General features: G+C 72.1%; 28 protein-coding genes. 20 read left to right on the forward strand and 8 right to left on the reverse strand.

Annotated features, from left to right (window positions below; genetic code table 11):
* The 4 genes from ACQPZQ_RS10990 (at position 1) to ACQPZQ_RS11005 (ending at position 4,534) form a co-directional block, all read left to right on the forward strand.
* Positions 1-1,143, forward strand: a complete 1,143-nt coding sequence (locus ACQPZQ_RS10990; protein WP_433294682.1) for an amidohydrolase family protein — start codon at positions 1-3, stop codon at positions 1,141-1,143.
* Positions 1,140-2,498, forward strand: a complete 1,359-nt coding sequence (locus ACQPZQ_RS10995; RefSeq protein ID WP_433294684.1) for a glutamine synthetase family protein — start codon at positions 1,140-1,142, stop codon at positions 2,496-2,498. The genes ACQPZQ_RS10990 and ACQPZQ_RS10995 overlap by 4 nt, the downstream gene beginning before the upstream one ends.
* Before the next feature lie 125 nt (positions 2,499-2,623).
* A complete protein-coding gene (locus ACQPZQ_RS11000) occupies positions 2,624-2,968 on the forward strand; it encodes a Rieske (2Fe-2S) protein (RefSeq protein WP_433294686.1) in 345 nt (114 codons plus the stop codon).
* A 117-nt stretch (positions 2,969-3,085) separates the two neighbouring features.
* Positions 3,086-4,534 carry an APC family permease gene (locus ACQPZQ_RS11005; RefSeq protein WP_433294688.1) on the forward strand — a complete coding sequence of 483 codons (1,449 nt, stop codon included), beginning with the start codon at positions 3,086-3,088 and terminating at the stop codon, positions 4,532-4,534.
* A gap of 30 nt (positions 4,535-4,564) precedes the next feature.
* Here ACQPZQ_RS11005 and ACQPZQ_RS11010 read toward each other — a convergent pair whose 3' ends face one another.
* A complete protein-coding gene (locus ACQPZQ_RS11010) occupies positions 4,565-4,750 on the reverse strand; it encodes a DUF1918 domain-containing protein (protein WP_433294690.1) in 186 nt (61 codons plus the stop codon).
* 88 nt (positions 4,751-4,838) lie between these two features.
* Entirely contained in the window at positions 4,839-5,597 is a 759-nt protein-coding gene (locus tag ACQPZQ_RS11015) for a universal stress protein (protein WP_433294692.1), read from the reverse strand.
* Between the two features lie 208 nt (positions 5,598-5,805).
* On the opposite strand from ACQPZQ_RS11015, the gene ACQPZQ_RS11020 reads away from it, so the two are divergent.
* From ACQPZQ_RS11020 to ACQPZQ_RS11050, 7 genes are all read left to right on the forward strand, one after another.
* Positions 5,806-6,834 carry a polysaccharide deacetylase family protein gene (locus tag ACQPZQ_RS11020; RefSeq protein WP_433294694.1) on the forward strand — a complete coding sequence of 343 codons (1,029 nt, stop codon included), beginning with the start codon at positions 5,806-5,808 and terminating at the stop codon, positions 6,832-6,834.
* A 144-nt stretch (positions 6,835-6,978) separates the two neighbouring features.
* Complete coding sequence (locus ACQPZQ_RS11025; protein WP_433294696.1) at positions 6,979-8,289, forward strand: MFS transporter; 1,311 nt, start codon at positions 6,979-6,981, stop codon at positions 8,287-8,289.
* A 49-nt stretch (positions 8,290-8,338) separates the two neighbouring features.
* A complete protein-coding gene (locus tag ACQPZQ_RS11030; RefSeq protein ID WP_433294698.1) occupies positions 8,339-9,343 on the forward strand; it encodes a ketopantoate reductase family protein in 1,005 nt (334 codons plus the stop codon).
* Positions 9,340-10,521, forward strand: coding sequence for a M20/M25/M40 family metallo-hydrolase (locus ACQPZQ_RS11035; protein WP_433294700.1), 1,182 nt, complete (start codon positions 9,340-9,342; stop codon positions 10,519-10,521). The genes ACQPZQ_RS11030 and ACQPZQ_RS11035 overlap by 4 nt, the downstream gene beginning before the upstream one ends.
* Positions 10,522-10,563: 42 nt before the next feature.
* Complete coding sequence (locus ACQPZQ_RS11040) at positions 10,564-10,851, forward strand: type II toxin-antitoxin system Phd/YefM family antitoxin (protein WP_433294702.1); 288 nt, start codon at positions 10,564-10,566, stop codon at positions 10,849-10,851.
* Entirely contained in the window at positions 10,851-11,261 is a 411-nt protein-coding gene (locus ACQPZQ_RS11045) for a type II toxin-antitoxin system VapC family toxin (protein ID WP_433294704.1), read from the forward strand. The genes ACQPZQ_RS11040 and ACQPZQ_RS11045 overlap by 1 nt, the downstream gene beginning before the upstream one ends.
* A 47-nt stretch (positions 11,262-11,308) precedes the next feature.
* Positions 11,309-11,650 (forward strand): hypothetical protein, encoded by a 342-nt coding sequence (locus ACQPZQ_RS11050; protein ID WP_433294706.1) that lies wholly within the window; start codon positions 11,309-11,311, stop codon positions 11,648-11,650.
* Positions 11,651-11,670: 20 nt separating this feature from the next.
* Here ACQPZQ_RS11050 and ACQPZQ_RS11055 read toward each other — a convergent pair whose 3' ends face one another.
* The gene (locus tag ACQPZQ_RS11055) at positions 11,671-13,083 is read right to left on the reverse strand and encodes a PLP-dependent aminotransferase family protein (RefSeq protein WP_433294708.1); all 1,413 of its coding nucleotides are present in this window, start codon (positions 13,081-13,083) and stop codon (positions 11,671-11,673) included.
* A 301-nt stretch (positions 13,084-13,384) separates the two neighbouring features.
* Here ACQPZQ_RS11055 and ACQPZQ_RS11060 point away from each other — a divergent pair, with 301 nt between their 5' ends.
* Positions 13,385-13,525, forward strand: coding sequence for a glycine betaine ABC transporter substrate-binding protein (locus ACQPZQ_RS11060; protein ID WP_433294710.1), 141 nt, complete (start codon positions 13,385-13,387; stop codon positions 13,523-13,525).
* Between the two features lie 23 nt (positions 13,526-13,548).
* On the opposite strand, the gene ACQPZQ_RS11065 is transcribed toward ACQPZQ_RS11060, so the two are convergent.
* Positions 13,549-15,039 carry a carboxyl transferase domain-containing protein gene (locus ACQPZQ_RS11065; RefSeq protein ID WP_433294712.1) on the reverse strand — a complete coding sequence of 497 codons (1,491 nt, stop codon included), beginning with the start codon at positions 15,037-15,039 and terminating at the stop codon, positions 13,549-13,551.
* Positions 15,040-15,044: 5 nt separating this feature from the next.
* A complete protein-coding gene (locus tag ACQPZQ_RS11070; protein WP_433294714.1) occupies positions 15,045-16,247 on the reverse strand; it encodes a CaiB/BaiF CoA transferase family protein in 1,203 nt (400 codons plus the stop codon).
* 136 nt (positions 16,248-16,383) lie between these two features.
* On the opposite strand from ACQPZQ_RS11070, the gene ACQPZQ_RS11075 reads away from it, so the two are divergent.
* The 7 genes from ACQPZQ_RS11075 to ACQPZQ_RS11105 all read left to right on the forward strand — a co-directional run bounded on the left by ACQPZQ_RS11075 (position 16,384) and on the right by ACQPZQ_RS11105 (position 23,151).
* Positions 16,384-17,097 (forward strand): FadR/GntR family transcriptional regulator, encoded by a 714-nt coding sequence (locus tag ACQPZQ_RS11075; RefSeq protein ID WP_433294716.1) that lies wholly within the window; start codon positions 16,384-16,386, stop codon positions 17,095-17,097.
* A gap of 78 nt (positions 17,098-17,175) precedes the next feature.
* Positions 17,176-17,634: a DUF5709 domain-containing protein gene (locus tag ACQPZQ_RS11080; RefSeq protein WP_433294718.1), complete on the forward strand. Its 459-nt coding sequence runs from the start codon at positions 17,176-17,178 to the stop codon at positions 17,632-17,634.
* A 74-nt stretch (positions 17,635-17,708) separates the two neighbouring features.
* Positions 17,709-18,650, forward strand: a complete 942-nt coding sequence (locus tag ACQPZQ_RS11085; protein ID WP_433294720.1) for a LysR family transcriptional regulator — start codon at positions 17,709-17,711, stop codon at positions 18,648-18,650.
* A gap of 83 nt (positions 18,651-18,733) precedes the next feature.
* On the forward strand, positions 18,734-20,026 hold the full coding sequence (locus ACQPZQ_RS11090; RefSeq protein WP_433294722.1) for an FAD-dependent oxidoreductase: 1,293 nt from the start codon (positions 18,734-18,736) through the stop codon (positions 20,024-20,026).
* Positions 20,027-20,084: 58 nt separating this feature from the next.
* Positions 20,085-21,431, forward strand: a complete 1,347-nt coding sequence (locus tag ACQPZQ_RS11095) for an MFS transporter (protein WP_433294724.1) — start codon at positions 20,085-20,087, stop codon at positions 21,429-21,431.
* Positions 21,428-22,708 carry an aconitase X gene (locus tag ACQPZQ_RS11100; protein ID WP_433294726.1) on the forward strand — a complete coding sequence of 427 codons (1,281 nt, stop codon included), beginning with the start codon at positions 21,428-21,430 and terminating at the stop codon, positions 22,706-22,708. Before ACQPZQ_RS11095 ends, ACQPZQ_RS11100 begins: the two co-directional genes overlap by 4 nt.
* Positions 22,705-23,151 carry an aconitase X swivel domain-containing protein gene (locus tag ACQPZQ_RS11105; protein WP_433294728.1) on the forward strand — a complete coding sequence of 149 codons (447 nt, stop codon included), beginning with the start codon at positions 22,705-22,707 and terminating at the stop codon, positions 23,149-23,151. Before ACQPZQ_RS11100 ends, ACQPZQ_RS11105 begins: the two co-directional genes overlap by 4 nt.
* A gap of 21 nt (positions 23,152-23,172) precedes the next feature.
* Here ACQPZQ_RS11105 and ACQPZQ_RS11110 read toward each other — a convergent pair whose 3' ends face one another.
* Complete coding sequence (locus ACQPZQ_RS11110) at positions 23,173-23,742, reverse strand: TetR/AcrR family transcriptional regulator (protein WP_433294730.1); 570 nt, start codon at positions 23,740-23,742, stop codon at positions 23,173-23,175.
* A 100-nt stretch (positions 23,743-23,842) separates the two neighbouring features.
* Here ACQPZQ_RS11110 and ACQPZQ_RS11115 point away from each other — a divergent pair, with 100 nt between their 5' ends.
* Positions 23,843-24,580 (forward strand): SDR family NAD(P)-dependent oxidoreductase, encoded by a 738-nt coding sequence (locus tag ACQPZQ_RS11115; RefSeq protein ID WP_433294732.1) that lies wholly within the window; start codon positions 23,843-23,845, stop codon positions 24,578-24,580.
* A 28-nt stretch (positions 24,581-24,608) separates the two neighbouring features.
* On the opposite strand, the gene ACQPZQ_RS11120 is transcribed toward ACQPZQ_RS11115, so the two are convergent.
* Positions 24,609-24,875, reverse strand: coding sequence for a non-oxidative hydroxyarylic acid decarboxylases subunit D (locus ACQPZQ_RS11120; protein WP_433294734.1), 267 nt, complete (start codon positions 24,873-24,875; stop codon positions 24,609-24,611).
* 36 nt (positions 24,876-24,911) lie between these two features.
* Positions 24,912-26,336, reverse strand: a complete 1,425-nt coding sequence (locus tag ACQPZQ_RS11125) for a non-oxidative hydroxyarylic acid decarboxylases subunit C (RefSeq protein ID WP_433294736.1) — start codon at positions 26,334-26,336, stop codon at positions 24,912-24,914.
* Between the last annotated feature and the right edge of the window lie 30 nt (positions 26,337-26,366).

Genomic DNA, 26,366 nt, shown 5'->3' on the forward strand with positions numbered 1-26,366 from the left:
ATGACCGAGCCGGTAGCGACGGCCGTGGAGTCGTTGCGGCTCGTGGACCATCACGTCCACGGCGCCGCGCGGGGTGACCTCGACGCCGAGGAGTTCGCCGCCGGCCTCTCGGAGTCGCCATTCCCCGCGCCGCCGGGCACCTCCCAGCTGGACTCTCAGGTCGGTTTCGCGGTGCGCCGCTGGTGCGCCCCGGTGCTCGACCTGCCCCCGCACGCCGACGTGCCCACGTACCTGCAGCGGCGCCGCGAGCTGGGCGCGGACGAGGTGGCACGCCGGTTCCTGGCCGCGAGCGGCATCGGGTGCTTCCTCGTGGAGACCGGCTACCGCGCCGACGAGATCCTCTCGCCCGCGGAGATGGCCCGGTCGGCGACCACGCCCGCCCACCCCGCGTCGGCGGAGGAGGTGGTCCGGCTCGAGTCGGTGGCCGAGGACGTGGCGGCCACGGCGCCCGGCGCGAGCGCCTTCGCCGAGGCGTTCGCCGCCGCACTGGGCAAGCGGGTGCAGGGGGCTGTGGGTCTCAAGTCCGTGATCGCCTACCGGTACGGCCTCGACTTCGACCCGGAGCCACCGGATGCCGGTGAGGTGCGCCGCGCGGCCGGGCAGTGGCTGCGCGACGGGGGTCGGCTGACCGATCCGGTGCTGCTGCGCCACCTGCTCTGGGCGGGCGTGGAACACGGGCTCCCCTTGCAGTTCCACGTGGGGTTCGGCGACACCGACCTCACGATGCACCGCTGCGACCCCTCGAAGATGACGGGGTTCCTGCGGCGGGTGCAGGACCGCGGTGTGCCGATCATGCTGCTGCACTGCTACCCCTACCACCGCACCGCGGGCTACCTCGCCGCCGTGTTCCCGCACGTGTACTTCGACGTCGGGCTGGCGGTGAACTACAGCGGGGCACGCAGCGCCGCTGTGATCGCCGAGTCGCTGGAGGTGGCCCCGTTCGCCAAGGTGCTCTTCTCCTCGGACGCGTGGGGACCTCCTGAGCTGCACCACCTCGGGGCCCTGCTGTGGCGCCGCGCCATGACCGCGTTGCTCGGCGGGTGGGTGGAATCCGGGGACTGGTCGCAGGCCGACGCCCTGCGCGTCGCCGAGCTCATCGGGGCGGGCAACGCACGTCGCGTCTACCGGCTGGAGGAGCAGTGAGCGACGAGGTGACCGAGCTACTCGAGCGCCTCGAGTCCGACGGCGTGCGGCTGCTGCGGTTCCTGTACTGCGATCCGAGCGGTGTCATCCGCGGCAAACAGGCGCACGTCGGGCGTCTCGGCGGCGCACTGCACTCGGGGCTCGGGCTCACCAGGGCGCAGAACGCCGTCAACGTGCTGGACGACCTGGTGCCGGTGGCGGACATGGAACCGGTCGGCGAGATCCGCATCGTCCCGGACCTCGCGACGTACGTCCGGCTGCCCTGGCTCGACGGGGTGGGCAGCGTGCTGTGCGACCAGGTCGGCCACGACGGGCGCGACTGGGGCTGCTGCCCCCGGGCGTTCCTGCAGCGCGCTGTGGCGGCGGCGGCCGACGCGGGGCTGCGGGTGCGCGCGTCCTTCGAGAACGAGTTCTACCTGGCCGAACGCACGCCCGAGGGGCCGCGGCCGTGGGGCGACGGCCCGGTGTACTCCTCGGCAGGGCTGGACCGGGCCGCCCCGGTGCTCAACGACATCGTCGACGCGCTGACCGAGCAGGGCCTCGTCGTCGAGCAGGCGATCAACGAGTACGGGCCGGGACAGCAGGAGATCTCCGTCCGCTACGCCGACGCGCTCAGCGCCGCCGACAACCAGTTGCGGCTGCGCGACACTGTGCGAGGTATCGCCGAGTGCTCGCACGGCCTGCTGGCCTCGTTCGCGCCTCGGCCGTGGCCGGACGGGATCGGCAGCGGCACGCACATCCACTTCTCGCTGTGGGACGCCGACGGCGCCACGAACCTGATGCCCGATCCGGCCGACCCGTTCGCAGTGTCGGAGCGGGGCGGCGCGTTCCTGGCCGGCGTGCTCGACCACCTTCCCGCGCTCGTCGCACTGACCTGCCCGTCCTACCTGTCGTACGACCGGCTGCGGCCGAGTGCCTGGGCGGGGTCGACGGTGTCCTGGGGCTACGACAACCGGGAGGCAGCACTGCGCGTCGCATCGCCGTTCCGGGGCCGGGAGCGGGAGAGCGCCAACGCGGAGCTGAAGGCGTGCGATGCCAGCAGCAACCCCTACCTGGCGCTCGGTGGGCTCATCCTCGCCGGGCTCGACGGCGTGGAGCGTGGGCTCGACCTGCCCGAGCCGGCCGCGGTTGACCCGGCGACGCTCGGCCCCGAAGACGCCCGCCGATGCGGCGTCCGCCCGCTGCCGGCGGACCAGCGGGAGGCGCTCGCGCGGCTGGAGGCCGACCCGGTCCTGATGAAGGGGCTCGGCGACCTGCTCGGGCGGTGCATCCTCGCCACCCGGCGCGCGGAGTACGACCGGTGCGTCCGCATGGGCGACGACGCGGTGCGGGACGCCACCTTCACCACGTTCTAGTGCCGCGGAGAACCTCGTTTCCTCGGCACCAGCGGCCCGGACTCGTCGGCCGCCCAGCCGGGTAACCCGGCAGCGCGAACGAACCGGCGCACCGGCAGCCGGGCCGATGAGTCTGGAGGCGCTCTGTGGCTTCCCCCGATGACGTGCCGCCGCCCGACGCGGGAACGTGGACCGAGGCGGCCCGCGAGGGCGAGCTGTGGGAGGGAGGCATGTTCGGTGTGGTCCTCGGTGGAACCGAGGTCCTGCTGATTAAGCTCGACGGAGAGGTGCGCGCCTATGACAACCGCTGCCCGCACCAGCGGACGCCGCTGGACCGCGGCTGGATCGAGGACGGCACGCTGACCTGCTCGGGTCACATGTGGGAGTTCGACGTGCTGAGCGGCCAGGGGGTGGTGCCGCGCGACTGCGCACTCGTCTCCTACCCGGTCAGGATCGAGGACGGGACGATCTGGGTGGCCGTGCCCGGTTGAGGCCGCCACCGCCGCGCCTGGGGAACTCTGCTGCGTCCGGACGGGCGACGTATGCGCATGTTCGGTGACATCGGACCGGTCGTGACCGACCATCTTCTGATCAACCGAGGAGGCGCCATGGCGCAGAGGTCGATCTCCGGTACCCGGCTCCGTCGCGAACTGAGCGTATGGGAGGCGATCGGCCTCTCGCTGGCGCTGATGGCGCCGTCCATGGCCGCCAACATCAACCCCCAGGGCACCGCGGGCACGGTGGGCCGTGCCGTGCCGCTCGCCTTCGCGCTGGCCACGGTCGGGGTGCTGCTCATCGCGTACACGTTCGTGCGGCTCAGCCAGCGTTTCAACCACGCCGGCAGCGTCTACGGCTTCGTCGGGGCGACGCTGGGTCCGCGCGCCGGCGTGGTGGCCGGCTGGTCGCTGCTCGGCACCTACATCTTCTACGGCGTCGTGACGTCCACGGCGGCCGGGATCTTCGGCGCCGCCGCCCTGAACACGTTGGGAATCTGGCCGGACCAGCCCTCGTGGGCCGGCTTCGCCGTCGGTGCCGTCGCCCTGCTCGGGGTGCTGGCCCTCGCCGTGGCGCCCGTGCGCGGGGGCACGCGGGTGCTGCTGACGATCGAGGTGGCCACCGTGGCGCTGATCCTCGTGGTCTCCGTGATCATCCTCGCCCGGCTGGCCACGGGCACGGCGCCGGGCGGGCGGGGCGTCGACTTCTCGGTGTTCACGGTGGCACCCGGCACCGAGGTCTCGGCGGTGTTCCTCGGCGTCGTCTTCGGATTCCTGTCCTTCGCCGGTTTCGAAGCGGCCGCCACCCTGGGCGAGGAGGCCAAGGACCCGCGCCGGAGCATCCCGCGCGCGATCCTCGGCACGGCGATCTTCGGCGGGATCTACTTCGTGTTCGTCACGGCCGTGGAGGTGATGGGCTTCGGCACCGACGACGCGGGTGTCGCTGCCTTCATCGCGTCGTCGTCACTGCTGGGCGACCTCGGGTCCCAGTACGTGGCCGTCTGGGTGGGAGACCTCATCACGGTGGGTGCAGCGGTCAGCGCGTTCGGATGCGCGCTGGCCTGCGCCGTGGGCGCCGCCCGCATGCTCTTCGCCCTCTCCCGCGACGGCATCGGTCCCGCTGCGTTCGCGGAGATCTCCCCGGCGCGCGCCACCCCCACCCGGGCGACGGCCGCGGTCGTCGCCGTGATGTACGTGATCATCGGCATCACGTGGTTCGTGCTGGGTGGGGAACCGTTCGCTCTGTTCGTGGCCTCCGGGACGATCGGCACGCTGATCCTGCTGGTCGTGTACGCGCTGGCGACGATCGGTGCGGCCCGCCTGCTGTTCTTCTCCGGACGGCGCGAGGTAGCCGTGTGGGAGGTGGTCGTACCGGCGCTCGCCCTGGTGCTGATCGGGTACACGCTCTTCCGCAACGTGGCGCCGTACCCGGAGGGCGCCGCGGGCGTGTACCCGCTCGTGTCGGCAGCCTGGATCCTGGTCGGCGTCGTCGCGGTGCTGGTGCTGCCGGGCGCCGCCCGCCGGGCAGGGCAGCGGCTCACCGCGAACGAGGGCCTGGGCTGAGATCACGCCCCCAGGGATCGGCTCCGACGGTCAGCCGCGCGGGAGCACCCGCGCGTCCGGGCCGGGGAAGAAGACCGACTCGTGGCCGTCCTGCCAGCGGACCCGGTAGTGTTCCCGCTCGCCCTGGCCGATCACCTCGATCACCTCGCCCCGTCGGCGCGGCGTGTCCAGAGTGGCGGTTTCGATGACGATCTGGTCACCGGTGCAGCAGCGCATGGCTCGTCCTCCTCCGCTCCTCGCGTGTCAAGTCTGTAGCCGTGCCCGGTTGCCGACAAGGCCCGCCAGGGCCACCGTGCGGCGGAAATCAGGAGTAGACGTCCGGCAGGAACTCCGGCCGGGGTGCCCGTGGGGTGAGCAGCACCGAGCACGGGGCGTGGTGGAGAGCGCTGTGGGCGACGAGCCCGAGCGGGCCGGGCGGGAACGTGCGTGGGCCGCCGATGACGAGGAGGTCGGCGTCGAGCCCTTCACCGACCATCTCGTACGGGCGGACCCGGAGCAGGAGTGGCACCACGGTGAGGTCCGGGGCCGTCGCGTGCGCGGCCGCCACGGAGGTGCTGAGCAGCCGGTGCGCATGGTCGAGCGCGGCGTCGAGCCCGACGCTGCGCTCCGCGAACGACGTGGGCACGCCGTGGGCGACGACCAGGTCGGCGTGCCTGTGCAGGGCGGCCGTCGCGGCGGCGGCCAGCACCGGCCCGTCGTCGGGGAGGGCCTGCACCGCGGCGACCACCTGCGGCCGCCCGGAGCGGGGTGGTGACACCGCCCCGGACACGACGAGGACGGAACTGTCCTGGCGGGCGGCGGCCGACGCGATCTCGGCGATGGTGCCGACCCGCTGTGCCGCAGCCGTGAGGTCGTCGGGGGAGACGGCGGGCAACTCGTGGCGGCGCAGCCACCGTCCGGACCGCCGGCACCAGTCCACCACCCAGTCGGGTGCACCTTCGCTGTCGCAGACCACGACGACACCGCCGCGTTCCACCGGATCGGGGCGTCGGATCGAGAGTGTCGTGCCATGGACGGTCACCACCCCGACCCAACTCCGGAGGATGCCGCCGGTCCAGTACATGATGGTGGGAAATCCCCTGGCCGGGCCGGTGACCGCCCGCAGCGTCGCACGCCGTTCGGGCGGGCCGATCGGGTGAACCCGGGCGGCGCGGCCACGTTGTGCCCAGCGGCATGACCGCGGCGTGTGACGGCCGGGCTTCCGGCGCGTCCCGGGTGGGTGGGTTACGGGCGGCCAGGTCGTCGTGTCATTCACCTCGGACAGGTGAGGTGTGCGCGGTGCCCGGGCAGGCGCGATCGGCGTGCCGGTCGTGGCCGGCGCAGCGCTCGCGGACCGCGCGAGAAGCCTGTCCGACGCGTGGATCGCCAGTAGGGTGATCAGGATGGGTGGCCCCATCGAGCTTCAGCCGTGGCAATGGGACGAGCCGACCTGGCGCGGACACGTCGAGCGTGTGCGCGCCGGAGACCGGTTGGTGCCGGACAGCTGGCCGGGGGGTGCCACGGTCGCGGTGGCGATCTCCTTCGACCCCGACCACGAGACGATCCCGCTGCGCGACGCCGAGACGCGTCCGGGGAAGCTGTCACAGGGCGAGTACGGCGCCCGGGTCGCGGTTCCGAAGGTGCTCGCGCTGCTCGCCGAGTTCGGCGTCCCGGCCAGCTTCTTCATGCCCGCGGTGTCCGCGCTGCTGCATCCCGACGAGGTCACGGCCTATGTCGCCGGTGGCCACGAGGTGGCTGTGCACGGCTGGATCCACGAGCGCAACATGCTGCTGGAGGGCGCCGACGAGCTCGACCTCACGGGCCGCGCGGTCGAGGTGCTGGAGAAGCTCAGCGGTGTGCGCCCGGTCGGCATCCGAACCCCGAGCTGGGACTTCTCCGACCACACCCTCGCGATCATCGAGCAGCTCGGGCTGCGCTACGACTCGTCGCTGATGGCCGACGACGAGCCCTACGAGCTCGTGGCCGCCGGCCGGCCCACCGGGATCGTGGAGATCCCGGTGGAGTGGATCCGCGACGACGCGCCCTACCTGATGATGGAGCGCTACTCCTCGCTCCGGCCCTACACCCCGCCGCGTGCTCTGCTGGAGATCTGGCGCGACGAGTTCGACGCCGCGTACGCCGAGGGCGGGCTCTTCCAGCTCACCCTGCACCCGCACGTCATCGGCCACCGCTCCCGGCTGCTGGTCCTGCGCGAGCTGCTCGCGCACATCGCGGGACACTCCGGAGTCTGGTTCGCCACGCACGCCCAGCTGGCCGAGGTGGCTCGCACGCTGCTCAGGCCGGGGCGGGAGCGGTCATGAGCGAGCTTGCGAGCGAGTCATCGGTACAGCGCTTTCGCGCAGCGCTGACCGAGCGCAGCGTGGGATTGCGATGAGCGAGCTTGCGAGCGAGTCATCGGTACGGCGCTCTCGCGCAGCGCTGACCGAGCGCAGCGTGGGATTGCGATGAGCGAGGTGGTGGCGCCGGCGGAGGCCGCGTCCGGCACCCGGCTCACCCGCGGTCAGCGCAAGGCGATCGTCGCCGGTTCGATCGGCAACACCGTCGAGTGGGTCGACTGGGCGGTCTACGGCACGCTCGCGCCGATCTTCGCGTCCCAGTTCTTCCCGAGCGGTAACCCCACCGCCGCCCTCCTCTCGACGCTCGCGGTGTTCGCCGTCGGGTTCGTCATGCGGCCGATCGGCGGTGCCCTGCTCGGCGCGTACGCCGACCGGCACGGTCGCAAGAAGGGCCTCACGCTGACGATCGGGCTGATGGCGGGCGCGGGTTTCGTGATCGCGATCTGCCCCACCTACGAGGCGATCGGGATCGCCGCGCCGGTGGTGCTGCTGCTGGCCCGGCTCGTGCAGGGCTTCTCGGCGGGTGGGGAGTTCGGATCGTCCTCGTCGTTCCTCGTGGAATCGGCCGCGCCGCGCAGGCGGGCGTTCGCGGGCTCGTGGCAGCAGGTGTCGGTGGGCGCGGGCGCGCTGATCGCCTCACTCATGGGGTTCGTGCTCACCTCGGCGCTCAGCGACGCCGCGATGCAGGCCTGGGGCTGGCGGATCGCCTTCGGGATCGGGGGCGTGCTCGGGCTGGTGGGGCTCTGGCTGCGGGTCACCGTCGACGAGACCGAGAGCTTCCGGCGTGCCAGCGACGAGGGCCGGACGCGGCGGCGCAACCCGATCGTCGGGATGCTCACCGACCACCCGGCCGCCGCGCTGCGCGTCATCGGCATCACGATCGCCGGCACGCTCACGTACTACGTGTGGATCAGCTACATGCCCGGCTACGCCAACGCGGCCGTCGGCATCCCGCTGTCGGAGGCACTGCTCGCCAACACGATCGCGATCGCGTACTTCCTGTGCCTGCTGCCGTTCGTCGCGCTGCTGTCTGACCGTTACGGGCGCAAGCCCACGCTGCTGGCCTTCGCGATCGGCTTCGTCGTGCTCGCCTACCCGGCGTTCCGGCTGCTGGAGGTCGGCGGCTTCTGGCCGCTGCTGGTGGTCGAACTGGTCGGCGTCACGTTCCTGGCCGGCTACTCGGCCAACTGCGCGGTGGTGATGGCCGAGCAGTTCCCTGCCGAGGTGCGCAGCACGGGCATCGGGCTGCCGTACGCGCTCGCCGTGGCCGTCTTCGGCGGCACCGCCCCCTACATCACCACGTGGATGAGCGCGAGCGGGCTGCGCGGCTGGGTCTGGCTGTACGTGGCCGTCGCCGCGCTGATCGGCGTGGTCGTCTACGCGACGATGCCCGAGACGAAGGGCCGGGAGCTCACGTGAGGCACGGCCGTCGACGACCGGTCGGCGGGGTGGAGAGGAGCTGTCAGCAGTGGCCTATGTGATCGTGGGCGCCGGTGCCATCGGTGGCACCCTCGGCCATCACCTCGCGCGTGCCGGGCACGAGGTCACCGTCGTCGACGCCGATGCAGAGCACGTGCGCAGCATCCGCGAGCGGGGAATCGTGGTGCGCCGGGGTGACGAGCACACGGCCGTGCCCGTGGCGGCGGCGTTCACGCCGGACGAGGGCGGGCCGCAGGAGGTCTCCCGTGTCCTGCTGGCGGTCAAGGCACAGGCCACGGGGCCGGCGCTGGACTGGATCGCGCCACGGCTTTCGGCCGACGGGTTCGTCGTCTCCGTGCAGAACGGGCTGAACGAGCCGGAGATCGCCGCACGCGTCGGCGCGGCCCGCACCGTGGGCGCGTTCGTCAACCTGTTCGCCGACGTCGTGGCGCCCGGTGAGATCCGCGACGGCGGGCTCGGCGCCCTCGTCGTCGGCGAGGTGGACGGGCGGGAGTCGGCGCGGGTGCAGGAGGTCGTCGCCGACCTGCAGGCGTGGGGTCCGGCGCGTGCCACCGCGAACGTCAACGGGTACCTGTGGTCGAAGCTGGGCTTCGGCGCGATGCTCGTGGCCACCGCGCTCGCCGACGCGTCCATGGCCGAGCTCATCCACCGGCATCGCGCGGTGATGCACGCGCTCGCGGCGGAGGTGTACGCGGTGGCGGCAGCGGAAGCGATCACGCTGGAGCCGTTCGACGCGTTCGACCCCGCGCCCTACGCGATCGGCGACGGGGCGGCGGCGGACGCCGCGACCGACGCGCTGGTGGCGTGGCTGCGCACCCAGACGAAGGACCGCAGCGGCATCTGGCGTGACATCGCGGTACGCCGCAGGCCCACCGAGGTACCCACGCACTACGGACCGGTGCTCCACCGGGCCGCACAGCTCGGGATCGCCGTCCCCGGCCTCGCCCGGCTGGTGGCGCAGATCGAGGAACTGGAGGGCGGAGCGCCGATGACCGAACAGCGGATCGACGACCTTGCGGGAGCCCTGCGATGACCGTGCCCACGCCCGCCGCTCTCGACGGGGTCGACGTCGCGGCGCTCCACGGCCGCCTGGCCGCCCATCGCGAGGATCTCGTCGCCGACCTCGTGGCCTACGCCGAGCACGAGACCCCGAGCGACGACGTCGCGCTGCTCGCGGCCGGGCTGGCGCACCTCGAGTCCTGGGTGGGCGAGCGGATCGGTGCACCGCGCTCCCGAGCCCTGCACCGGTCCGACGAGTACGGCGACGTCCTCGAGCTCGAGTACGACGGCACGGGCGACCAGCTCCTCACCTTCCTCGCGCACTACGACACGGTCTGGAGCGCGGGCACCCTCGCCGACTGGCCCGTGCGGATCGACGGCGACCGGCTCAGCGGGCCGGGCGTGTTCGACATGAAGGCCGGGCTGGTCCAGGCCGTCTGGGCGGTCCGGGCGCTGCGCGAGGCCGGCCTGCCGTGCCCGCCGCTGCGCCTCCTGCTCAACGGCGACGAGGAGATCGGCAGCCCGTTCTCGCGGCCGCTGATCGAGAAGGCCGCCGTGGACGCCGCGGCCGTGCTGGTGTTCGAGGCGAGCGCGGACGGAGCGCTGAAGACATCGCGCAAGGGCGTGGGCCTGTTCGACGTGCACGTGCGGGGCGTCGAGGCGCACGCCGGACTCGACCCGACAGCGGGGGCGAGCGCGATCGACGAGATCGCCCGCATCGTGCGCACCCTGCACGCGGCCACCGACCTCGCGGAGGGCACCACCGTGAACGTCGGGGTGCTCCACGGTGGCACTCGCCGCAACGTCATGGCCGCAGCCGCGACGGCAGGCGTCGACGTGCGGGTCGCCAGGCTGGCGGCGCAGGACAGGATCGACGAGCTGCTGGGGTCGCTCCGGCCGCACGACCCGCGGGCCGAGGTGACCGTGCAGGGCGGGTGGAACCGGCCGGTGATGGAACGCAGCCCGGGGGTGGCTGCCATGTACGCGCTGGCCCACCGGGCAGGCGAGCAGCTGGGCGTCGACCTGCGGGAGACCTCGGTGGGCGGGGCGAGCGACGGCAACTACGTGGCGGCCATGGGCCGTCCCGTGCTCGACGGCCTCGGCGCCGTCGGCGACGGTGCCCACGCGCGCCACGAGCACATCAGCATCGCCGGCATGGTCGAGCGGGCGGCGGTGGCGGCCGCGGTGATCAGCGCCTTCGCCCACCGCTGATAGCACGCCAAGCGTTTTGTACATACACGTACACTCGTGTACGTGACGGAGTTGAGTGTCAGCGAGGCCCGGGCGAGGCTGCCAGAGGTGCTCGATCGCGTGGAGGCCGGTGAGGAGATCACGATCACCCGCCATGGCAGGTCAGTGGCCGTGCTCCTGCGTCCCGAAGCGGTAAGGGCACGCCGAGCGGAACGAACGATCGAACGCGGGCGCGAGATCGGGGCACTGTTGGCGAGCGCGCGGGAGCGGCCGCTGGAGCCGGCCGCGGTCTCCGCGGCCCGCGCGCAAGAATTGATCGACGCCGTGCGCGCTGATCGCGACCGGTCCTGATGGATGCCTTCGACGCGGACGTCCTGATCTATGCCGGAGTCGAGGGGCACCCGTTGGGGCGGCGGGTGCGCGCGCTGTTCGACACGAAGGCTGGAACCACTGCAGGCATCGGCTCGGTTCTGCTCCTCCCCGAAGTCCTCGCGAAGCCGATGCGCGACGGCGCGACAGACGAGCTCGGCGCGCTTATCGGGCTGCTCAGTCGGTTGGAGCTGCGTCCGGTCGATCCGGCGACAGCCGAGGTGGCCACGTCGCTCGCAGCGTCGCATCGTCTTCGTGCGGCCGATGCCGTGCATCTGGCCACCGCGGTGATGGCTGGCGCCGAGCGGTTCATCACCGACAACCGCCGGGACTTCCCGGCGGCCATCTCCGAGATCGACATCACCTATCCGGACGGCCTCGGAGACCCCTGATCGGGCGTCGGTCGGTTCCCGGGGTCGCGCAGGGGGTACGCGGCGCCATGAGCGACCCCGTTGAGCACGACCTCGAGCTCACGACCAGCGCGTTGCAGTCCGGCCCGCTGGCGCTCGGCATCGCAGGCGGGCTCGTGGAGATCCAGCGCTGGCAGGACCGGATCGACGGCACCGGTGCCGCCGCGCTGGAGGAGATCGGGGCGGCGCTGGCCGAGCTGCGCGGCGAGCTGGAGAGCGACGCGCCGGACCCCGCTGTCCTCGCCGATCTGATGCGCCGCCTCGGTGAGCGCACCCTCGCCGTGGCCGAGGACCAGCCCGAGGGCAACGTGCGCTCCCGGCTCGAGGAGCTCGGCCACCTGCTGCAGCAGGGTGCGGCCGAAGCCGACTGAGCCGGGGCGCACGTGACGTGTCAGGTGTGGTCGGCCAGCACCCGGCACAACGCGTCGAGCGCCGGGCCGTACGCATGGTCGGACGGGGCGGCGTAACCGACGACGAGACCGTCCGTCGGGGCCACGGTGGCGTCGGGGTGACGGAACGCCGCCAAGCCGTCGAGGGCGATGCCTGCCGCGGTGGCGCTCTCGACGAGCGTCTGTTCCGTGCCCGGAGGTAGCCGCAATGTGACGTGCAGGCCCGCGGCGATGCCGGTGGGCTGCAGGTGCCGCTCCGCGACGGCCGTGACCAGCTGGTCGCGGCGACGGCGGTAGCGCTGCCGCATCCGGCGGATGTGGCGGTCGTAGGCCCCCGAGGAGATGAAGTGTGCGAGCGTCAGCTGGGCCAGGACGTTCGCCCATCCCTCGCGCTCACCCTTGGCGGCGAGGACGGGATCCACGAGCTGGTCGGGCAGTGCCATCCAGCCCAGGCGCAGGGCGGGGGACAGGCTCGTGCTCACCGACCCGACGTAGACGACGTGGTCCGGGTCGAGGCCCTGCAGGGCCCCGATCGGCTGGCGGTCGTAGCGGAACTCGCCGTCGTAGTCGTCCTCCACGAGCATGCTGCCGCGGGACCGGGCCCAGTCGAGCACGGCGGGCCGCCGGGCCGGTGCCAGCGGGCCGCCGGTGGGGAACTGGTGCGCCGGCGTGAGCAGGACGGCCCGCACCTGGTCGTGGCGGGCGAGCTCATCGATCCGCGCGCCGTTCTCGTCGAGGGTCAGCGGCACGGTGCGCACCGAGGCTGCGGCCAGCACCGCGCGGTGGTGCGCGAGCCCGTAGGACTCCACGGCCAGCGGGCCGCTCAGCACCCCGTCGAACAGCAGACGCAGCGCGTGGGAGAAGCCCGAGCACACCACGAGCCGTTCCGGCGTGGTGCGTACGCCCCGCGCGCGGGCGAGGTACTCGGCCAGGGCCTCTCGAAGTTCCATGCGACCGCGTGGGTCACCGGGACCGAAAGCATCGTTCGGTGCGTCCATCAGCGCCCGTCGCGCCGAGGCCAGCCAGGCCCGGCGCGGGAACGAGGACGCGTCCGGTTGCCCCTGTTCGAGGTTGTGCAACGGAAGTGCTCGTACCGTCCGGGTGGGCGGGTGGACCGGAGGTGGTCCGACTGCCTGGGCGCGGTGCGCAACCTGGGTGCCCGCCCCCTGTCGGGCGGTGAGCCAGCCCTCGGCCACGAGTTCGGCGTAGGCATCGGCGACGGTGTTGCGGGCCAGGCCGAGTTCGGCCGCGACGGCGCGATACGGCGGAAGGCGCGTTCCCGGAGCCAGCCGGCCCGAGCGAACGGCCTCCCGGAGAGCCCGGATGAGTGCCGCGCGCCGGCTCCCCGGCCTGGCCAGCTCCACATGCACCGCCGCGCCGAGCTCTTCGGCAAGATTGACCCACGAATTCCCCACAGAATTGCACCTACAAAAGGTCGATTCATCCCCCACGTTTATGACATGACGAACGCCAAGCCATTTCGGTTCAATGCCGAGAGGTCGGCTGTCGGTAGTGAGGGCTGCACGGGACAGTGAGCATGCTCCGAGTGGCGGGCCCGAGTGGTCCCGGGAGAGCATCGCGGCGTTGTCACCGGCGAGGGGACAGCCGTGTCCGCTCCGGCGCGCCGTTGCCGGGTCCGACCGCTCGTGGCGCTGGTCGTCGTCACCGCCGTCGCTGTGCTCGTGGGGTGCGTGGCCGGGCCCGGATCGGGCATGAATGCGGAGACTGCCCGGTTCCCGTGCCGAGCTGCGCCGTGCCGACGAACGCCGCGCGCCGACCGTCGTTCACCTCTACCACCCGCATTGGGCGTTCGAGGAGTTCGACATGACCCGGCTTGAAGAACCCGCGCCCTCCTGAGTCGGCTCCGAGCCGGCGCGGTGTCAGCCCGGCAGCCCGAGCCGCCGCAGCCGGTCCGCCCGGGCCGTGAGGCGGGCGTCATCGGTCCGGCGTAGTCGGTGCAGCTCGTTCTCGACCGCGGCGGCGATCCGCCGGCTGAACGCGCCGGGCTCGACCGCGGCGTCGGGATGTTCGGGGACGACCGCGTCGACCGCGCCCGCACGATGGAGGTCACCGGCCCGGACGCCCTGCAGCTCCGCCACCTCGGGAGCGCGGTCGGGGTCGCCGTGCAGGATCGCGGCGGCGCCCTCCGGGGGCAACGGGGAGAGCCACGCGTTGCCTGCGGCGAGCACCCGGTCGGCAGGCAGCAGGGCCAGCGCCGCGCCGCCGGTGCCCTGCCCCAAGAGCAGCGACACCGTGGGCACCGGCAGGGCGATGAGATCGGCGAGGCAGCGGGCGATCTCGCCGGCGAGACCGCCCTCCTCTGCGTCCGGATGCAGAGCGGCCCCGGGGGTGTCGATCATCGTGACGAGCGGCAGCCGCAGCTCGGTGGCGAGCCGCATCCCGCGGCGGGCGATACGCAGGTCGGCAGGCCCCAGCGGGGTGCGGGCCTGGGCGCGGCGGTCCTGTCCGATCAGCACGCAGGACTGCCTGCCGAACCGGGCGAGGGCGAGCAGCAGCCCGTCGCTCGCCTCGCCTTCGCCGGTGCCGGCCAGCGCGACGTGGTCGACCGCGGCGAGCCGCAGCACGTCGTGCACGCCGGGGCGGTCGGGCCCGCGGGTGGCGGTGATCGCCTGCCAGGCCGGGGGGTCGGACGCCACCGGCCCCTGCGAGGGGACGGGGGCCGGTGGCGGTCCGGGCTGGGGAGGGTCCAGTAGTGAAAGGACGTGCGCGGTGACTCCGGCGAGAGCGCCGGTCGGCAGCACCGCGTCGACGAGCCCGTGGGCGTGCAGGTTCTCCGCGGTCTGCACGCCGGACGGGAACGGTTCCCCGTGCAGCGCGGCGTAGACCTTGGGACCGAGGAAGCCGATCAGCGCGCCCGGTTCGGCGAGCGTGATCTGGCCGAGCGAGCCCCACGACGCGAACACGCCGCCGGTCGTGGGGTGGCGGAGGTAGACCAGGTAGGGCAGGCCTGCCGCCTTGTGAGCGGTCACGGCGGCGGTGATGGCGGCCATGCGCAGGAACGCGAGGGTGCCTTCCTGCATGCGGGTGCCACCGGACGCGGTGACGGCGAGCAGCGGGAGCCGTTCGGCGGTGGCCCGCTCGACGGCCCGGACGATCCGGTCCGAGGCGGCCACCCCGATGGAGCCACCGAGGAAGGCGAACTCGCTGCACACCACGGCGACCCGGCGCCCGTCGATGCGGCCCTCCCCGGTGATCACGGACTCGTCCGTGCCGCTACGGGCTGCCGCGGCGGCCAGTGCGGCGCGGTAGTGCGGGTCGGCAGGCACGGCGATCGGCGCCGAGTCCCAGCTGCGGAACGATCCGGCGTCGAACACGGTGGCGATCACGGCGTCCGCCCCGGTCGAGGTCATGGCAGTCACTGTGCCGCCCCCTCGGCCGAAGCGGGCCGGTCGAGCCCGAGCTCGGCACGCAGTGCGGGGCCGTGCTGGTCGAGGGTCGGCGGGGCGCTGTGGCTCCTGCGCGGCCGTTCCCGGTCGTCGCCGTCGAAGAACCGCAGCGGCGGACCGGGCAGGGTGAGCCTGCCGAGCGTGGCGTGCTCGACGTCGACGAGCAGGCCCTGGCTGGCGGTCTGCTCCCACGTGTAGACCTCGTCGATCGTGCGGAGCCGGCCCGCCGGCACGCCTGCCCGGGAAAGGCGCGCGAGCAGGGTGTCGGGCTCGTCGCAGGCGAAGGCGTCCTCGACGACCGTGCGGACCAGGTCGGGGTGGCGTACGCGCTCCTCGTTGGTCCGCAGCCCGTCGGCAGCCGGGTCGAGCCCGAACTCCGTGCACAGCCGGCGCCAGAGGCCCTCGCTGCCGCACGAGATCTGGACCGCGCCCCCCTTGCAGCGGAAGAGGCCGTAGGGGGAGATCGACGAGTGGTGGTTGCCGCGGGCACCGCCCACCTCACCGGCGACGGTCCAGGCGGTGCCCTGGAACCCGTGGACTCCGACGACGGCCGCGAGCAGCGAGGTGCGCACCACGGTGCCCACACCGGTGCGGTCGCGCTCGCGCAACGCGGCGAGCACCCCGTACGCCCCGTACATGCCCGCGAGGATGTCGGCGATCGGCACCCCGACGCGCTGCGGGTCGTCGGGACCCGACCCGGTGACGGACATCAGCCCGGCCTCGCCCTGCGCGATCTGGTCGTAGCCTGCGCGGCCGCCCTCGGGCCCGTCGTGGCCGAAGCCGGAGATCGACAGGACGACCAGCCGCGGGTTGAGCCGGTGCAGCTCGGGGACTCCGAAGCCGAGGCGGTCCAGCACGCCGGTGCGGAAGTTCTCCACCAGCACGTCGGCCCGGCGGACGAGGGAGGCGAGCGCGGCGTGCCCCTCGCCGGACTTGAGGTCGAGCGCGACCGACTCCTTGTTGCGGTTGGCCGAGAGGAAGTAGGTGGACTCGACGCCGTGCTCGGCATCACCGACGAAGGGCGGCCCCCAGCCCCGGGTGTCGTCGCCGCCGTACGGCGTCTCGATCTTGACGACGCGGGCGCCCAGGTCGCCCAGCATCATCGTCGCGTGCGGGCCCGCGAGGGCCCGGCTGAGGTCGACGACGAGGAGGCCGTCGAGCGGGGCGGACATGTGGTGCACCTCCCGTCGATGCGGAACTTCCGGCGACTACGCCCGATAGCGCGGCGCCCGAACCCGAATTGGCTCAGTGGCCTAGCCAATGAGAGGACTATAGTCCCCGCGACCTGCAAGTGGAGGTGTGATTCCTGTGTCCGCTGCGCCGAAGCGCGGTCCCCGGCCCCTGCGGCCGTTCAACCGGCCCCGTCTCTACGAGCAGTTGGTGGAGCGCCTGCTCGACCACATGCAGGTCGAAGGCCTGACGGCGGGCGACCGGCTGCCCCCGGAGCGGGAGCTCGCGTCGCAGCTCGGGGTGAGCCGGGCTTCGGTGAGCCAGGCCCTCATCGCGCTCGAGGTGCAGGGCATCATCGACGTCCGCCACGGCGACGGTGCAGTCATCCTCGACGTGCCGCCGCAGCAGCAGGTGCTCGCCGCCCTGGACGCCCGGCGCAACCAGCTCCGCGAGGTGATCGAGGCCCGGGAGGCGCTCGAGGTGCAGCTGGCCGCGCTGGCGGCGAAGCGGCGCACGGAGGAGGACCTCGCCGCGATCGACGACGCCCTCGACGGGATGGCCCTCGAGATCTCGCGTGGTGGTCGCGGGGTCACCGGCGACGGGCGCTTCCACGCCGCCGTCACCGCCGCGGCACACTCCGGCCTCCTCGCGGACCTCATGACGAAGATCTCGGAGCTGGTCCGCGAGAGCCGCATCGAGTCGCTCTCCCAGCCCGGACGCCCCGAGCAGTCGCTGGCCGGGCACCGCAAGGTGGCTGAGGCGATCCGTTCGGGCGACGCCGGAGCCGCGGCGGCCGCGATGGGCGAGCACATCGCGGCGGTCTCGGACGTGGCCCTGCTGCGGAAGAATTGACACACGAGGGACCCTCCGCCCGGCGAGCGCCACGACCTGGCAGGCTGGGGTCGTCGACGAGCGACCAGGAGGGGTGACGTGAGCAGCGACGACGACCGCACTGACGGCTACGACAACGACTCCGGGCTCCTCGAGCCGGAGGACAGCCTCGACTACCGCGGGGTGGAGGACGTCCTCGACGAGGGCTACTCGCCTCCCGAGCGGCCGCTCGGACTCGACGAGTGGGGCACCACGCCGCGTGAGGAGCACGACGGCGAGACCCTCGACCACCTGCTCGCCCGTGAGGTACCCGAGCGCGAGGACCCCCCGTGGGACGGGCTGGGCGACAGCTCCGACACCGACGGCGAGCTGCTCGACGACGAGGTCGGCGACGTTCGCTCGGGGCGGCTCGTCGCCTCCGACGACGGCGGCCTGTCCGACTTCGACGAGGAGCTCTTCGCGGAGGACGCGGGGATCGACGGCGGCGCCGCGTCGGCGGAGGAAGCGGCCGTGCACATCGTCAGAGACGGGGATCGCGTCTTCGACGACGAGCGCTGACGACCGCGAGCTGACCACGCGCCAGGGGCCACCGTGGCGCGTCCGCAGACCTGATGCGGGTTATCGTCCGAAGCGTGGCGAGGCCCCCCTCTGCCCGACTGGCGAACCTGGACCTGAACCTGCTGGTCGCGCTCCGTGAGCTGATCCGCGAGCGAAACGTCACCCGCGCCGCTGCCCGGATCGGCGTCTCCCAGCCCGCGGCGAGCGCGGCACTCTCCCGGCTACGCCGCCACTTCGACGACGAGCTGCTCGCCCGCGGCCGGGGCGGGTACGTGCTCACCCCGCTGGCGATGCAGCTCGCCGACCAGGTCGAGGCGGTGTGCGCCGCCGCCGAGCGGCTCTTCGCCACCGGCACGTCCTTCGACCCGGGATCCACCCGGCGCGAGTTCACGCTTCTGATGGCCGACTACACCGTCGCAGTGCTGGGCAGGCGGCTGGCGGCCGAGCTGGCCACCCGCGCTCCCGGTGTCGATCTGCACGTGCGGCTGGTGCGCGAGCACTTCTCGACGGACGCCGCCACGATCGTCCGGCTCGTCGACGGCATGATCGCGCCGCCGGTGCGTGGCTTCGACCTGCCGGGCGTGCGGTCGGTCGAGCTGTTCACCGACCGCTGGGTGTGCGTGGTCGACGCGGCCAACCCGCTCGTGGGTCACACCCTGAGCCTCGACCAGCTCGCCGCGATGTGCTGGGTGGCCCCCTTCCAGCCCGACCGCGGTTTCCCGGGTGCCGCGCCCATGAGCCGGCAGCTGACCCGCTTCGGCATCCAGCCGCGGATCCGCGTGCGGGTGGAGAGCTACCAGGCGGTGCCGTACTTCGTGGCCGGCACGGACCACGTGGCGCTGCTGCAGGAGCGGCTCGCCGGGCAGGTGGCCGAGCGCCTCGGCCTGCGGGTGCTGCCCTGCCCGGGGGATCCCGAGCCGATCGTGGAGAAGTTCTGGTGGCATGCCGACCTCGATGGTGACCCGGCCCACCGCTGGTTCCGCGAGGCGCTCGTCACGCTGGCGGCGAAGCCCTGACCTAGGCCTATAGGTCCGATTGATGGTCCGCAGGCTGAATCTCTATTTCCGGCACCTGTCGCCTGCTGCCTAGCGTGTGATCCATGCCGCACGCGCTGACCGACCTGAAGGTCCGGACCGTCACCAAGCCTGCAGGGTCCGTCGGGCACGACGTCGACGCGGACGTCTGCGTCATCGGTGCGGGCATCGCGGGGCTCTCCGCTGCCGTCGAGTCGGCCCGGCTGGGGCGGCGTGTGGTGCTCGTCGACGCGCTGCCCGTGCTCGGCGGCCAGATGGTCAACTCGCTGATCGGGCTGTTCTGCGGCGTGTTCGGCAACGCACCGGAGCACCGCAGGCTCACTCATGGGATCTTCGACGACATCTTCCGGGACCTGGAGGCCACCGGCGACCTCTACTACCGCCGCCACCACACCACCGTCGTGGGGTACGACGAGGTGGCACTCGGCCGCTGGGTGGAGAACACGGTGGCGGAGCTGGGCATCACCGTCATCACCGGCGCGGTGCTGGCCGGCGTCACCCGGGACGACGAGCGCGTCCGGGCCGTCCGGCTCGGTACCCGGTACGGCACGGTCGAGGTCACGGCCACCGGGTTCGTCGACGCCAGCGGTGACGCCTCGCTGGCCTGGGAAGCCGGACTGCCGTGCCGGCTGCCCGAGCGGGAGATCTACGGCTCGCAGCAGCTCGTCGTCGAGAACCTGGACGAGGGCCAGCGGCCCGACCCGCAGGACCTGGCCGCCCGTGTCTCGGAGAAGGCCGAGCAGTACGGGCTGCTGCGCCGCGACGGGCTCGCCTTCTTCTTCCCCGGCCGCGGCATCGCGGTGCTCAACATGACCCACATCGAGGCGCCGCTGGACCCGATGGGCGCGTCGCGGGCCCAGCTCGCGGGCAAGGTGCAGGCCGACCGGGCCGTGGAGCTCCTGCGCGCCGAGTACCCGGAGGTGTTCGGCAAGGCCCGGGTGCGCGCCTACGGCTTCCCCGGCAGGCGACAGACCCGCTGGGTGCAGGCCGTCCACCAGTTGACGCTCGACGAGGTGCGGGCGGGCACGCGCTTCCCCGACGCGGTCGCACGCACGGCGTGGCCGATCGAGCTGCACGACAGCCCACAGGGCTACGTGTGGGAGACCTTCGGCCCCGACCACGTCCACTACGTCCCGCTGCGCTCGATGACGCCGCCCGGCGTGCACAACCTGGTCGTCGCAGGCCGTTGCGTCGACGGGGACGCCGCCGCGCTCTCGAGCATCCGCGTGATGGGCCCCTGCGCGGCGATGGGCGCCGGAGCGGCCCACGCACTGGCGCTCGCCGGCGCGCACGGCAGCGTCCACGAGGTCGACCACGCCGAGCTCGCCGGCCGGCTGTCCCACAACCTCGACGGCTGACCCGAGGCACTTCCCGTCCCCGACGGGTTCGCTCCCACCACATTCCAGGAGGCCGGCGATGACGCTGTCCGAAGCCCATCGCACCACCATCACGGAGGCCGACGAACGGAGATCCGCCCGCGGTGGCGCGTTCTCGATGTTCGTCGACAGCTTCGACGTCTATCTGCCGGCGCTGGTGCTGCCGGCGGCGATGGCCTACTTCATGCCGGCCGGCCTACCGGCGGAGATCCGCGCGACGATCACCACGCTGCTCTTCACGGTCGGGCTCCTGGGCCGTCCGATCGGCAGCGTGCTGCTGGGCAACCTGTCCGACCGGATCGGGCGCAAGCGCGTCACGATGATCAGCGGCTGGGCCTTCACGATCCTCACCCTGCTCATGGGACTGATGCCCGGCTACGCGCAGTGGGGCTACGGCGCGATCGTCGTGTTCGCCGTGCTGCGGCTGGTGGGCGGCATCTTCTTGGCAGGCGGCTACGCGGCGCCCATCCCGCTGGCGCTGGAGCAGGCCCAGGTGTCGCGGCGGGGCCGCGTCGGAGGCCTCATCGCCATCGGGGCACCGGCGGCACTGCTCGTCATGAACGCCCTGCTGCTCGGGGTGCTCGACGGTGTGCCGGAGGAGGGCTTCCTGACGTGGGGCTGGCGGATCCCGTTCTTCCTCGGGTTCGTGCTCGGCCTGGTGTACCTGTGGCACTACCGCAAGGTCGTCGAGGACGAGTCGGTGTACGAGGAGCGCCGGAGCACGGCGCGGCGCCAGCCCGTGGCAGAGCTGTTCATCGAACATCGCGGCCTGATCACCAGCGTCTTCCTGTTCACCTGCGGCTACTGGTTCGCGACGCAGATGTCGGTGTCCTTCCTCCCCACGCTGCTCGTGCAGGTGCTGGGCCGCAGCGCGGAGCTGAGCTCCACGCTGGAGATCGTCTCCTCCGTCGTGACGATCGGGATGATCATGCTGCTCGCCGCGGTGGGGCAGCGGATCGGGCGTCGCGCACTGCTGATGCGCTGGGCGCTCGTGATGACCGTGGTCGTCGCCGGGGCGTTCCTGCTGCTCGCCGTCACCGGGCGCGCGGGTGCGCCGGACTGGGTGGTGGGGCTGCTCTACGTGATCGCCAAGGTGATCCCCTCGGCGCCGCTCGGGGTGATCCTGGTCTACCTCAACGAGCGGTTCCCGGCGTCCGTGCGAGCCAGCGGCTACGGCATCGGCTACATGTTCGGCCTGGTGCTGCCGGGGCTCTACAGCTTCTGGCTGCTCGGGCTCAGCGCGATCATGCCGTACGAGTACGGGCCGATCGTGCTGATCGTCGGGGGCGGGTTGCTGATGTTCGCCGCGGTGCGCAGCGGTCCGGAGACGAACCCCGTGGCGTCCCCGGTCGCGGCGTCGTCCGCCGCGAAGGAGGCCACCGGATGATCCTCACCGACGACGAGAAGGCCATGCGCGACGGCGCGGAGGGCCGGGCCGTCGCGGCGGCGATGGACCTGCTGATCCGCTACGGAGAGGCGCTGGACGCCGAGCGGCTCTGCGACACCCGCAACGTGGCAGGCACGACCACCCAGCCCTCGCCCGCCAAGGCACGACTGGTGGCCGAGGGCGGCTGGAACAAGGCGTTCGCGGTGATCAACCTCGACTGCGACGAGCCGCTCGAGATCCCGGACATGAAGGTGCCGACCTGCCAGCTGCAGCACGGCTTCGGGCCGGACTCGGTGGGCACGGTGCCCTACCCCAAGGAGTTCGTGGAGCTGCAGACCGACGCCGAGGCGTTCTACGGGCGGCGCGGGGTCAACATCCTCGCCACCTGCACGCCCTACCAGATGGGGAACCTGCCGGTACGCGGCGAGCACATCGCCTGGATGGAGTCCTCCGCGGTCGTCTACGCCAACTCCGTGATCGGCGCGCGCACCAACTGCGAAGGTGGCGCCTCCACCGGCGCCGCGAGCCTCACCGGCAAGATCCCGTGCTGGGGCAACCACCTCACCGAGAACCGGTACGGCACGCACCTCGTGCACGTCGACGGGCCGGTGCGCGACTTCATGGACTGGGGGATGCTCGGCTACTTCGCCGGCGGCCTCGTGCAGGACCAGCGGCCCGTGGTCGTCGGCGAGTACGCCCACCCGAGCCTCGTCGACCTCAAGCACTTCGGTGCCGCGGCCGCGTCGTCGGGCGGCGTGGAGCTCTACCACCTGCCGGGCATCACTCCGGAGGCCCCGACCGTCGAAGCCGCGTTCGGCGCGGGACCGGTGCCCGAGGCCGTGCACTACGGGCCGGCGGAGCGCCGCGCGATGTACGAGACGCTCAACGACCAGGGCTCGTCCACGGACGTCGACTTCATCCTGCTCGGCTGCCCGCACGCCTCGATCGACCAGATCAGAGCGGCGGCCCGGGCGCTCGACGGGAAGCGGCTGCACTCCGGGACGCAGCTGTGGATCATGGCTCCCCGCGCGCTCAAGGACCTGGCCGACCGCAGCGGCTACACGGCCGTGATCGAGGCGGCCGGTGGGAAGATCCTCGCCGATTCCTGTCCGGCCATGTCCCGCACCGCGCCCGCCGGCACGAAGGTGTTCGCCACCGACTCGGCGAAGCAGGCGCACTACCTGCCCGCGATCCTCGGCATCGAGGCCTGGTTCGGAACGCTCGACGACTGCGTGGACGCCGCCGTCACCGGGCGCTGGAGGGGAGAGCTGCGATGACGCAGGAGACGTCGGATCTGGAGACGCGCGCTCCGTTCGTGCTGCGTGGGCGCACGGTCGTGCCGGGCGTGGTGGAGGGGGAGGCGCTGGTCTCGCACGAGACGATCTCCGGCTGGGGCGGGATCGACCCCGCCACCGGCACCATCGTCGAGCGCCGCCACGAGCTCCACGGCGTCTGCTTCACCGGCAAGATCGTGGTTTTCCCCGGAGCCAAGGGCTCCTCGGGTTGGTCCGGCTTCTTCCAGACCACCCGCCTGCTCGGCACGGCGCCGATCGGGATGATCTTCACGGTGACCACCACCAAGGCCGCGCTGGGCGCGGTGGTCACGCGCGTGCCGGCGGTGACGGACCTGGACCGGGACCCGGTCACGGTGATCCGCACCGGCGACCACGTCCGGATCGACGCCGGGCGCGGCATCGTCGAGGTGACGCCCGCCTCCTGACGGCGAGCGATCGACCCGGGATCAACCGCCTGGTGGAGGAGCGGCGCGTAGTCCGGCGAGAGCGAGTTCGAGGACCCGCTCGCGTTGGGCGTCGTCGACGTATTCGACGGTGCTGATGCCGGTGATCATGCGCAGGACGTCGTCGATCGACGGCACCGGAGACGCGACGCCTGCTCGTTGCGCGCGTTCGAGCAGGGGGCCACCGGCGGCGCGCATCGCCTTGCGGCATGCCTGAAAGCTGTCGGTGGTGCGGTTGAGTGCGTCGGCGAAGGCGAGCTTGGTGCCGATGTAGTCGACGAAGCGGCGCAGCCACGTGACGAGCGCTTCCCACGGTTCGAGGTCGTCGAGCCGGCCGGCCGTGCGGCACAGCGCCTCGACCTCGTCGCGGTGGACCTCCTCCACGAGGTCCTCGCGGGTGGGGAAGTTGCGATACAGGGTGGCGATGCTCACCCCGGAGCGCCGGGCGATGTCCTCGAGCGAGGCGTTCGTGCCGTGCTCGGCGAACGTGTCCCGGGCCGCCGTGATCAGCGCGTCGAAGTTGCGGCGGGCGTCCGCACGTCTCGGACGCCGCGACGGTAGGGCGGGCTCCATCTCACCTTCCAGGATTGACAAACGTAGGACCCCTACGGTTAAAGTCGAGGGACACTCTCAGTTCGGAGCTTACGTGTCATGACGCAGGGAAACGGGGAGCATGTCCACCGAAACGATCGCTCTGGTCACGGGCGCCAACAAGGGCGTCGGCCTGGCCACGGCCCGTCAGCTGGCCGAGCGCGGCCTCACCGTGCTGCTCGGGAGCCGGGACGCCGGGCGCGGCGCCCGTGCGGCTGCGGAGCTGGCCGGAGCCGGGGTAGTGGTGCGGCCCGTGGAGATCGATGTCAGCGATGACGCGTCGGTCGACGGCGCGGCCGGGTTCGTCGGCCGTGAGTACGGCCGCCTGGACGTCCTGGTGAACAACGCCGGGGCTCTCGTCCGCAAGCAGGCGACCGCGGTGTCGGCCGATGACATGCGTCTGGAGTTCGAGACGAACGTCTTCGGGATGGTCCGGGTCGTCCACGCGATGCTGCCGCTGCTGCGCAAGTCCCCGGCGGCGCGGGTCGTCAACGTTTCCAGCGATTCCGCCATGTTCACCAAGGCCACAGAGAAGGGCTCGATGTTCGCCCGTTCCCACGAGTCGTTCGCCTACTCCGCGACGAAAGCCGCGGTGAACATGCTGACCGTCAAGTACGCCAACGCGTTCCTCGACGATCCGGAGCTGGCCCATGTGAAGATCAACGCGGTGACACCGGGTTACGTCGCCACCGATCTGAACGGCTTCCGTGGCGTGCGCAGCACGGACGAGGGTGCCGGCGCCTCGGTGTACTGGGCCACTGTCGGCGCCGATGGAAAGACCGGCGGATTCTTCGACGACAACGGCCCGGTGCAGTGGTGAGACGGCGGGTCTTCGGCCAACAGTCGCGCTAACCCGTACAGGACGAGCCCTGGTCGACGGTGCTTCGCAACGGCGCGACGGCGGGCATCGCGGGCGCGTTCTCGATGTCCTCGGCCGTCATCCTGAAGGCCTCGGGGTACGCGTCGCGCCGGGTGCGGCGGGCGGGTTCGCTGGTGCGCCACATGTAGAGGCACTGCCGGCACTGCAGGACATCCCAGGCGCCGGCGACGGGGGAGGAGAACACCGTCTCGACGGTCTCGTGTGCGCAACGCGGGCAGATCGTGATGTCCGCCATGGCGGCATTTCCTTCCGTGAAGGCGGGTCGGTGAGATCAGTGGCGAGCGGCCAGCTGCTGGAGCTTGGTGACCCACGTGCCCATCTCCGGCAGGTCACTGACCTGGGCGCTGTAGTGGCCGCGGTTGTCAGGGGCGACCGGCGCGGTGGCGTCGATGATGAGCTTGTCGATGACGCCGGGCGTCCGGGCGGCCGGATCCAGCGCCACCACGGACAGGTTGGGAACCTGGATCAGGTCGTCGGCCGGATTCATCCGGACGGAAAGCGCCCACATCACCTGGGGCAGGTCGAAAGGGTTGACGTCCTCGTCCACCACGATCACGGTGGCGGCGTACCCGAGGCCGTGCGGGGTGGTCAGCACCCGCATGCCGACGGCCTTGGCGAAGCCGCCGTAGCGCTTCTTCGTGGAGACGATGACCACCAGGCCGTGGGTGTACATCGCGTTCACGGCCTGGACTTCGGGGAAGTCGGCCTTGAGCTGCTCGTACAGGGGCACGCAGGTGTTGGCGGCCATCAGGTAGTCGATCTCGGTCCACGGCATACCGAGGTAGAGGTGCTCGAAGATGGGATGCGTGCGATAGGAGATCTTGTCGATGCGGATGACGGGCATCCTCCGGCCGCCGGAGTAGTGGCCCGTGAACTCGCCGAACGGGCCCTCGATCTCGCGCCTGCGGCCCTCGATGACGCCCTCGATGACGACCTCGGATCCCCACGGCACCGGCAACCCGGTGAGCGGAGCCGCTGTGACCGGGGCCGGCGCGCCGCGCAAGGCGCCGGCCAGGCCGTACTCGTTCTCGTCGTACCTCAAGGGCGTGGAGGCGACGATGGAGATCACCGGGTCGTTGCCGAGGGTGATGGCGACGGGAAGGTCCTCGCCCCTCTCCTCGGCCTTGCGCAGGTGCTGGGCGATGTCGTGCATCGGCACGGGCTGCAGGGACAGCCTCGCCTTGCCCATGACCTGGACGCGGTAGATGCCGACGTTCTGCTTTGCGCTGTCGTGCGGGTCGTCAGGGTCCTTCGAGACGATTGCCGCCTTGTCGATGTAGAAACCGCCGTCGCCGTCGTTGAGGCGGACCAGCGGGAGCACCGCGAAGATGTCGACGTCGCCGCCCTCCATGGTGTTCTCGGCCCACGGCGGGTTCTCGCGCCACTCGGGTTCCACCGGGAAGTCCGCCCAGCGCCGGATGAACTCCTCGATCTGCTCCCTGGTGCCGGTCTCCTTGGGCAGGCCCAGCGCCAGCGCGTGGTTGGCCCACGAGCCGTGGACGTTCATCGCGATCTTCGCGTCGGTGAAGCCGGTGATGTTGTCGAAGAGGAGGGCAGGAGCCGCCTCGCCCAGGCGCGGGGCGGCGTTCGCGGCGGCGGCGATGTCCGGCTCCGGCAGCACCTGCTCGGTGATCCGCAGGAGCTGGCCCTCCTTGTCGAGGGTGCCGAGGAAGCTTCGCAGGTCGTCGTAGGCCATGAGGGGTCCTTTCACAGGTCATCCGGCTCG

The organism is Pseudonocardia sp. CA-142604 (assembly GCF_050948475.1).
GTDB lineage: Bacteria > Actinomycetota > Actinomycetes > Mycobacteriales > Pseudonocardiaceae > Pseudonocardia > Pseudonocardia alaniniphila.

What these genes read in the sequence shown, in the direction of transcription:
- ACQPZQ_RS11010 (WP_433294690.1), bottom strand. Translation starts at nt 4,750, where the DNA reads ATGCGCTGCTGCACCGGTGACCAGATCGTCATCGAAACCGCCACTCTG.
- ACQPZQ_RS11095 (WP_433294724.1), top strand. Translation starts at nt 20,085, where the DNA reads ATGACGCTGTCCGAAGCCCATCGCACCACCATCACGGAGGCCGACGAA.
- ACQPZQ_RS11065 (WP_433294712.1), bottom strand. Translation starts at nt 15,039, where the DNA reads ATGACCTCGACCGGGGCGGACGCCGTGATCGCCACCGTGTTCGACGCC.
- ACQPZQ_RS11115 (WP_433294732.1), top strand. Translation starts at nt 23,843, where the DNA reads ATGTCCACCGAAACGATCGCTCTGGTCACGGGCGCCAACAAGGGCGTC.
- ACQPZQ_RS11060 (WP_433294710.1), top strand. Translation starts at nt 13,385, where the DNA reads ATGCGGAGACTGCCCGGTTCCCGTGCCGAGCTGCGCCGTGCCGACGAA.
- ACQPZQ_RS11105 (WP_433294728.1), top strand. Translation starts at nt 22,705, where the DNA reads ATGACGCAGGAGACGTCGGATCTGGAGACGCGCGCTCCGTTCGTGCTG.
- ACQPZQ_RS11050 (WP_433294706.1), top strand. Translation starts at nt 11,309, where the DNA reads ATGAGCGACCCCGTTGAGCACGACCTCGAGCTCACGACCAGCGCGTTG.
- ACQPZQ_RS11045 (WP_433294704.1), top strand. Translation starts at nt 10,851, where the DNA reads ATGGATGCCTTCGACGCGGACGTCCTGATCTATGCCGGAGTCGAGGGG.
- ACQPZQ_RS11025 (WP_433294696.1), top strand. Translation starts at nt 6,979, where the DNA reads ATGAGCGAGGTGGTGGCGCCGGCGGAGGCCGCGTCCGGCACCCGGCTC.
- ACQPZQ_RS10990 (WP_433294682.1), top strand. Translation starts at nt 1, where the DNA reads ATGACCGAGCCGGTAGCGACGGCCGTGGAGTCGTTGCGGCTCGTGGAC.
- ACQPZQ_RS11035 (WP_433294700.1), top strand. Translation starts at nt 9,340, where the DNA reads ATGACCGTGCCCACGCCCGCCGCTCTCGACGGGGTCGACGTCGCGGCG.
- ACQPZQ_RS11005 (WP_433294688.1), top strand. Translation starts at nt 3,086, where the DNA reads ATGGCGCAGAGGTCGATCTCCGGTACCCGGCTCCGTCGCGAACTGAGC.
- ACQPZQ_RS11125 (WP_433294736.1), bottom strand. Translation starts at nt 26,336, where the DNA reads ATGGCCTACGACGACCTGCGAAGCTTCCTCGGCACCCTCGACAAGGAG.
- ACQPZQ_RS11015 (WP_433294692.1), bottom strand. Translation starts at nt 5,597, where the DNA reads ATGTACTGGACCGGCGGCATCCTCCGGAGTTGGGTCGGGGTGGTGACC.
- ACQPZQ_RS11110 (WP_433294730.1), bottom strand. Translation starts at nt 23,742, where the DNA reads ATGGAGCCCGCCCTACCGTCGCGGCGTCCGAGACGTGCGGACGCCCGC.
- ACQPZQ_RS11100 (WP_433294726.1), top strand. Translation starts at nt 21,428, where the DNA reads ATGATCCTCACCGACGACGAGAAGGCCATGCGCGACGGCGCGGAGGGC.
- ACQPZQ_RS11090 (WP_433294722.1), top strand. Translation starts at nt 18,734, where the DNA reads ATGCCGCACGCGCTGACCGACCTGAAGGTCCGGACCGTCACCAAGCCT.
- ACQPZQ_RS11070 (WP_433294714.1), bottom strand. Translation starts at nt 16,247, where the DNA reads ATGTCCGCCCCGCTCGACGGCCTCCTCGTCGTCGACCTCAGCCGGGCC.
- ACQPZQ_RS11120 (WP_433294734.1), bottom strand. Translation starts at nt 24,875, where the DNA reads ATGGCGGACATCACGATCTGCCCGCGTTGCGCACACGAGACCGTCGAG.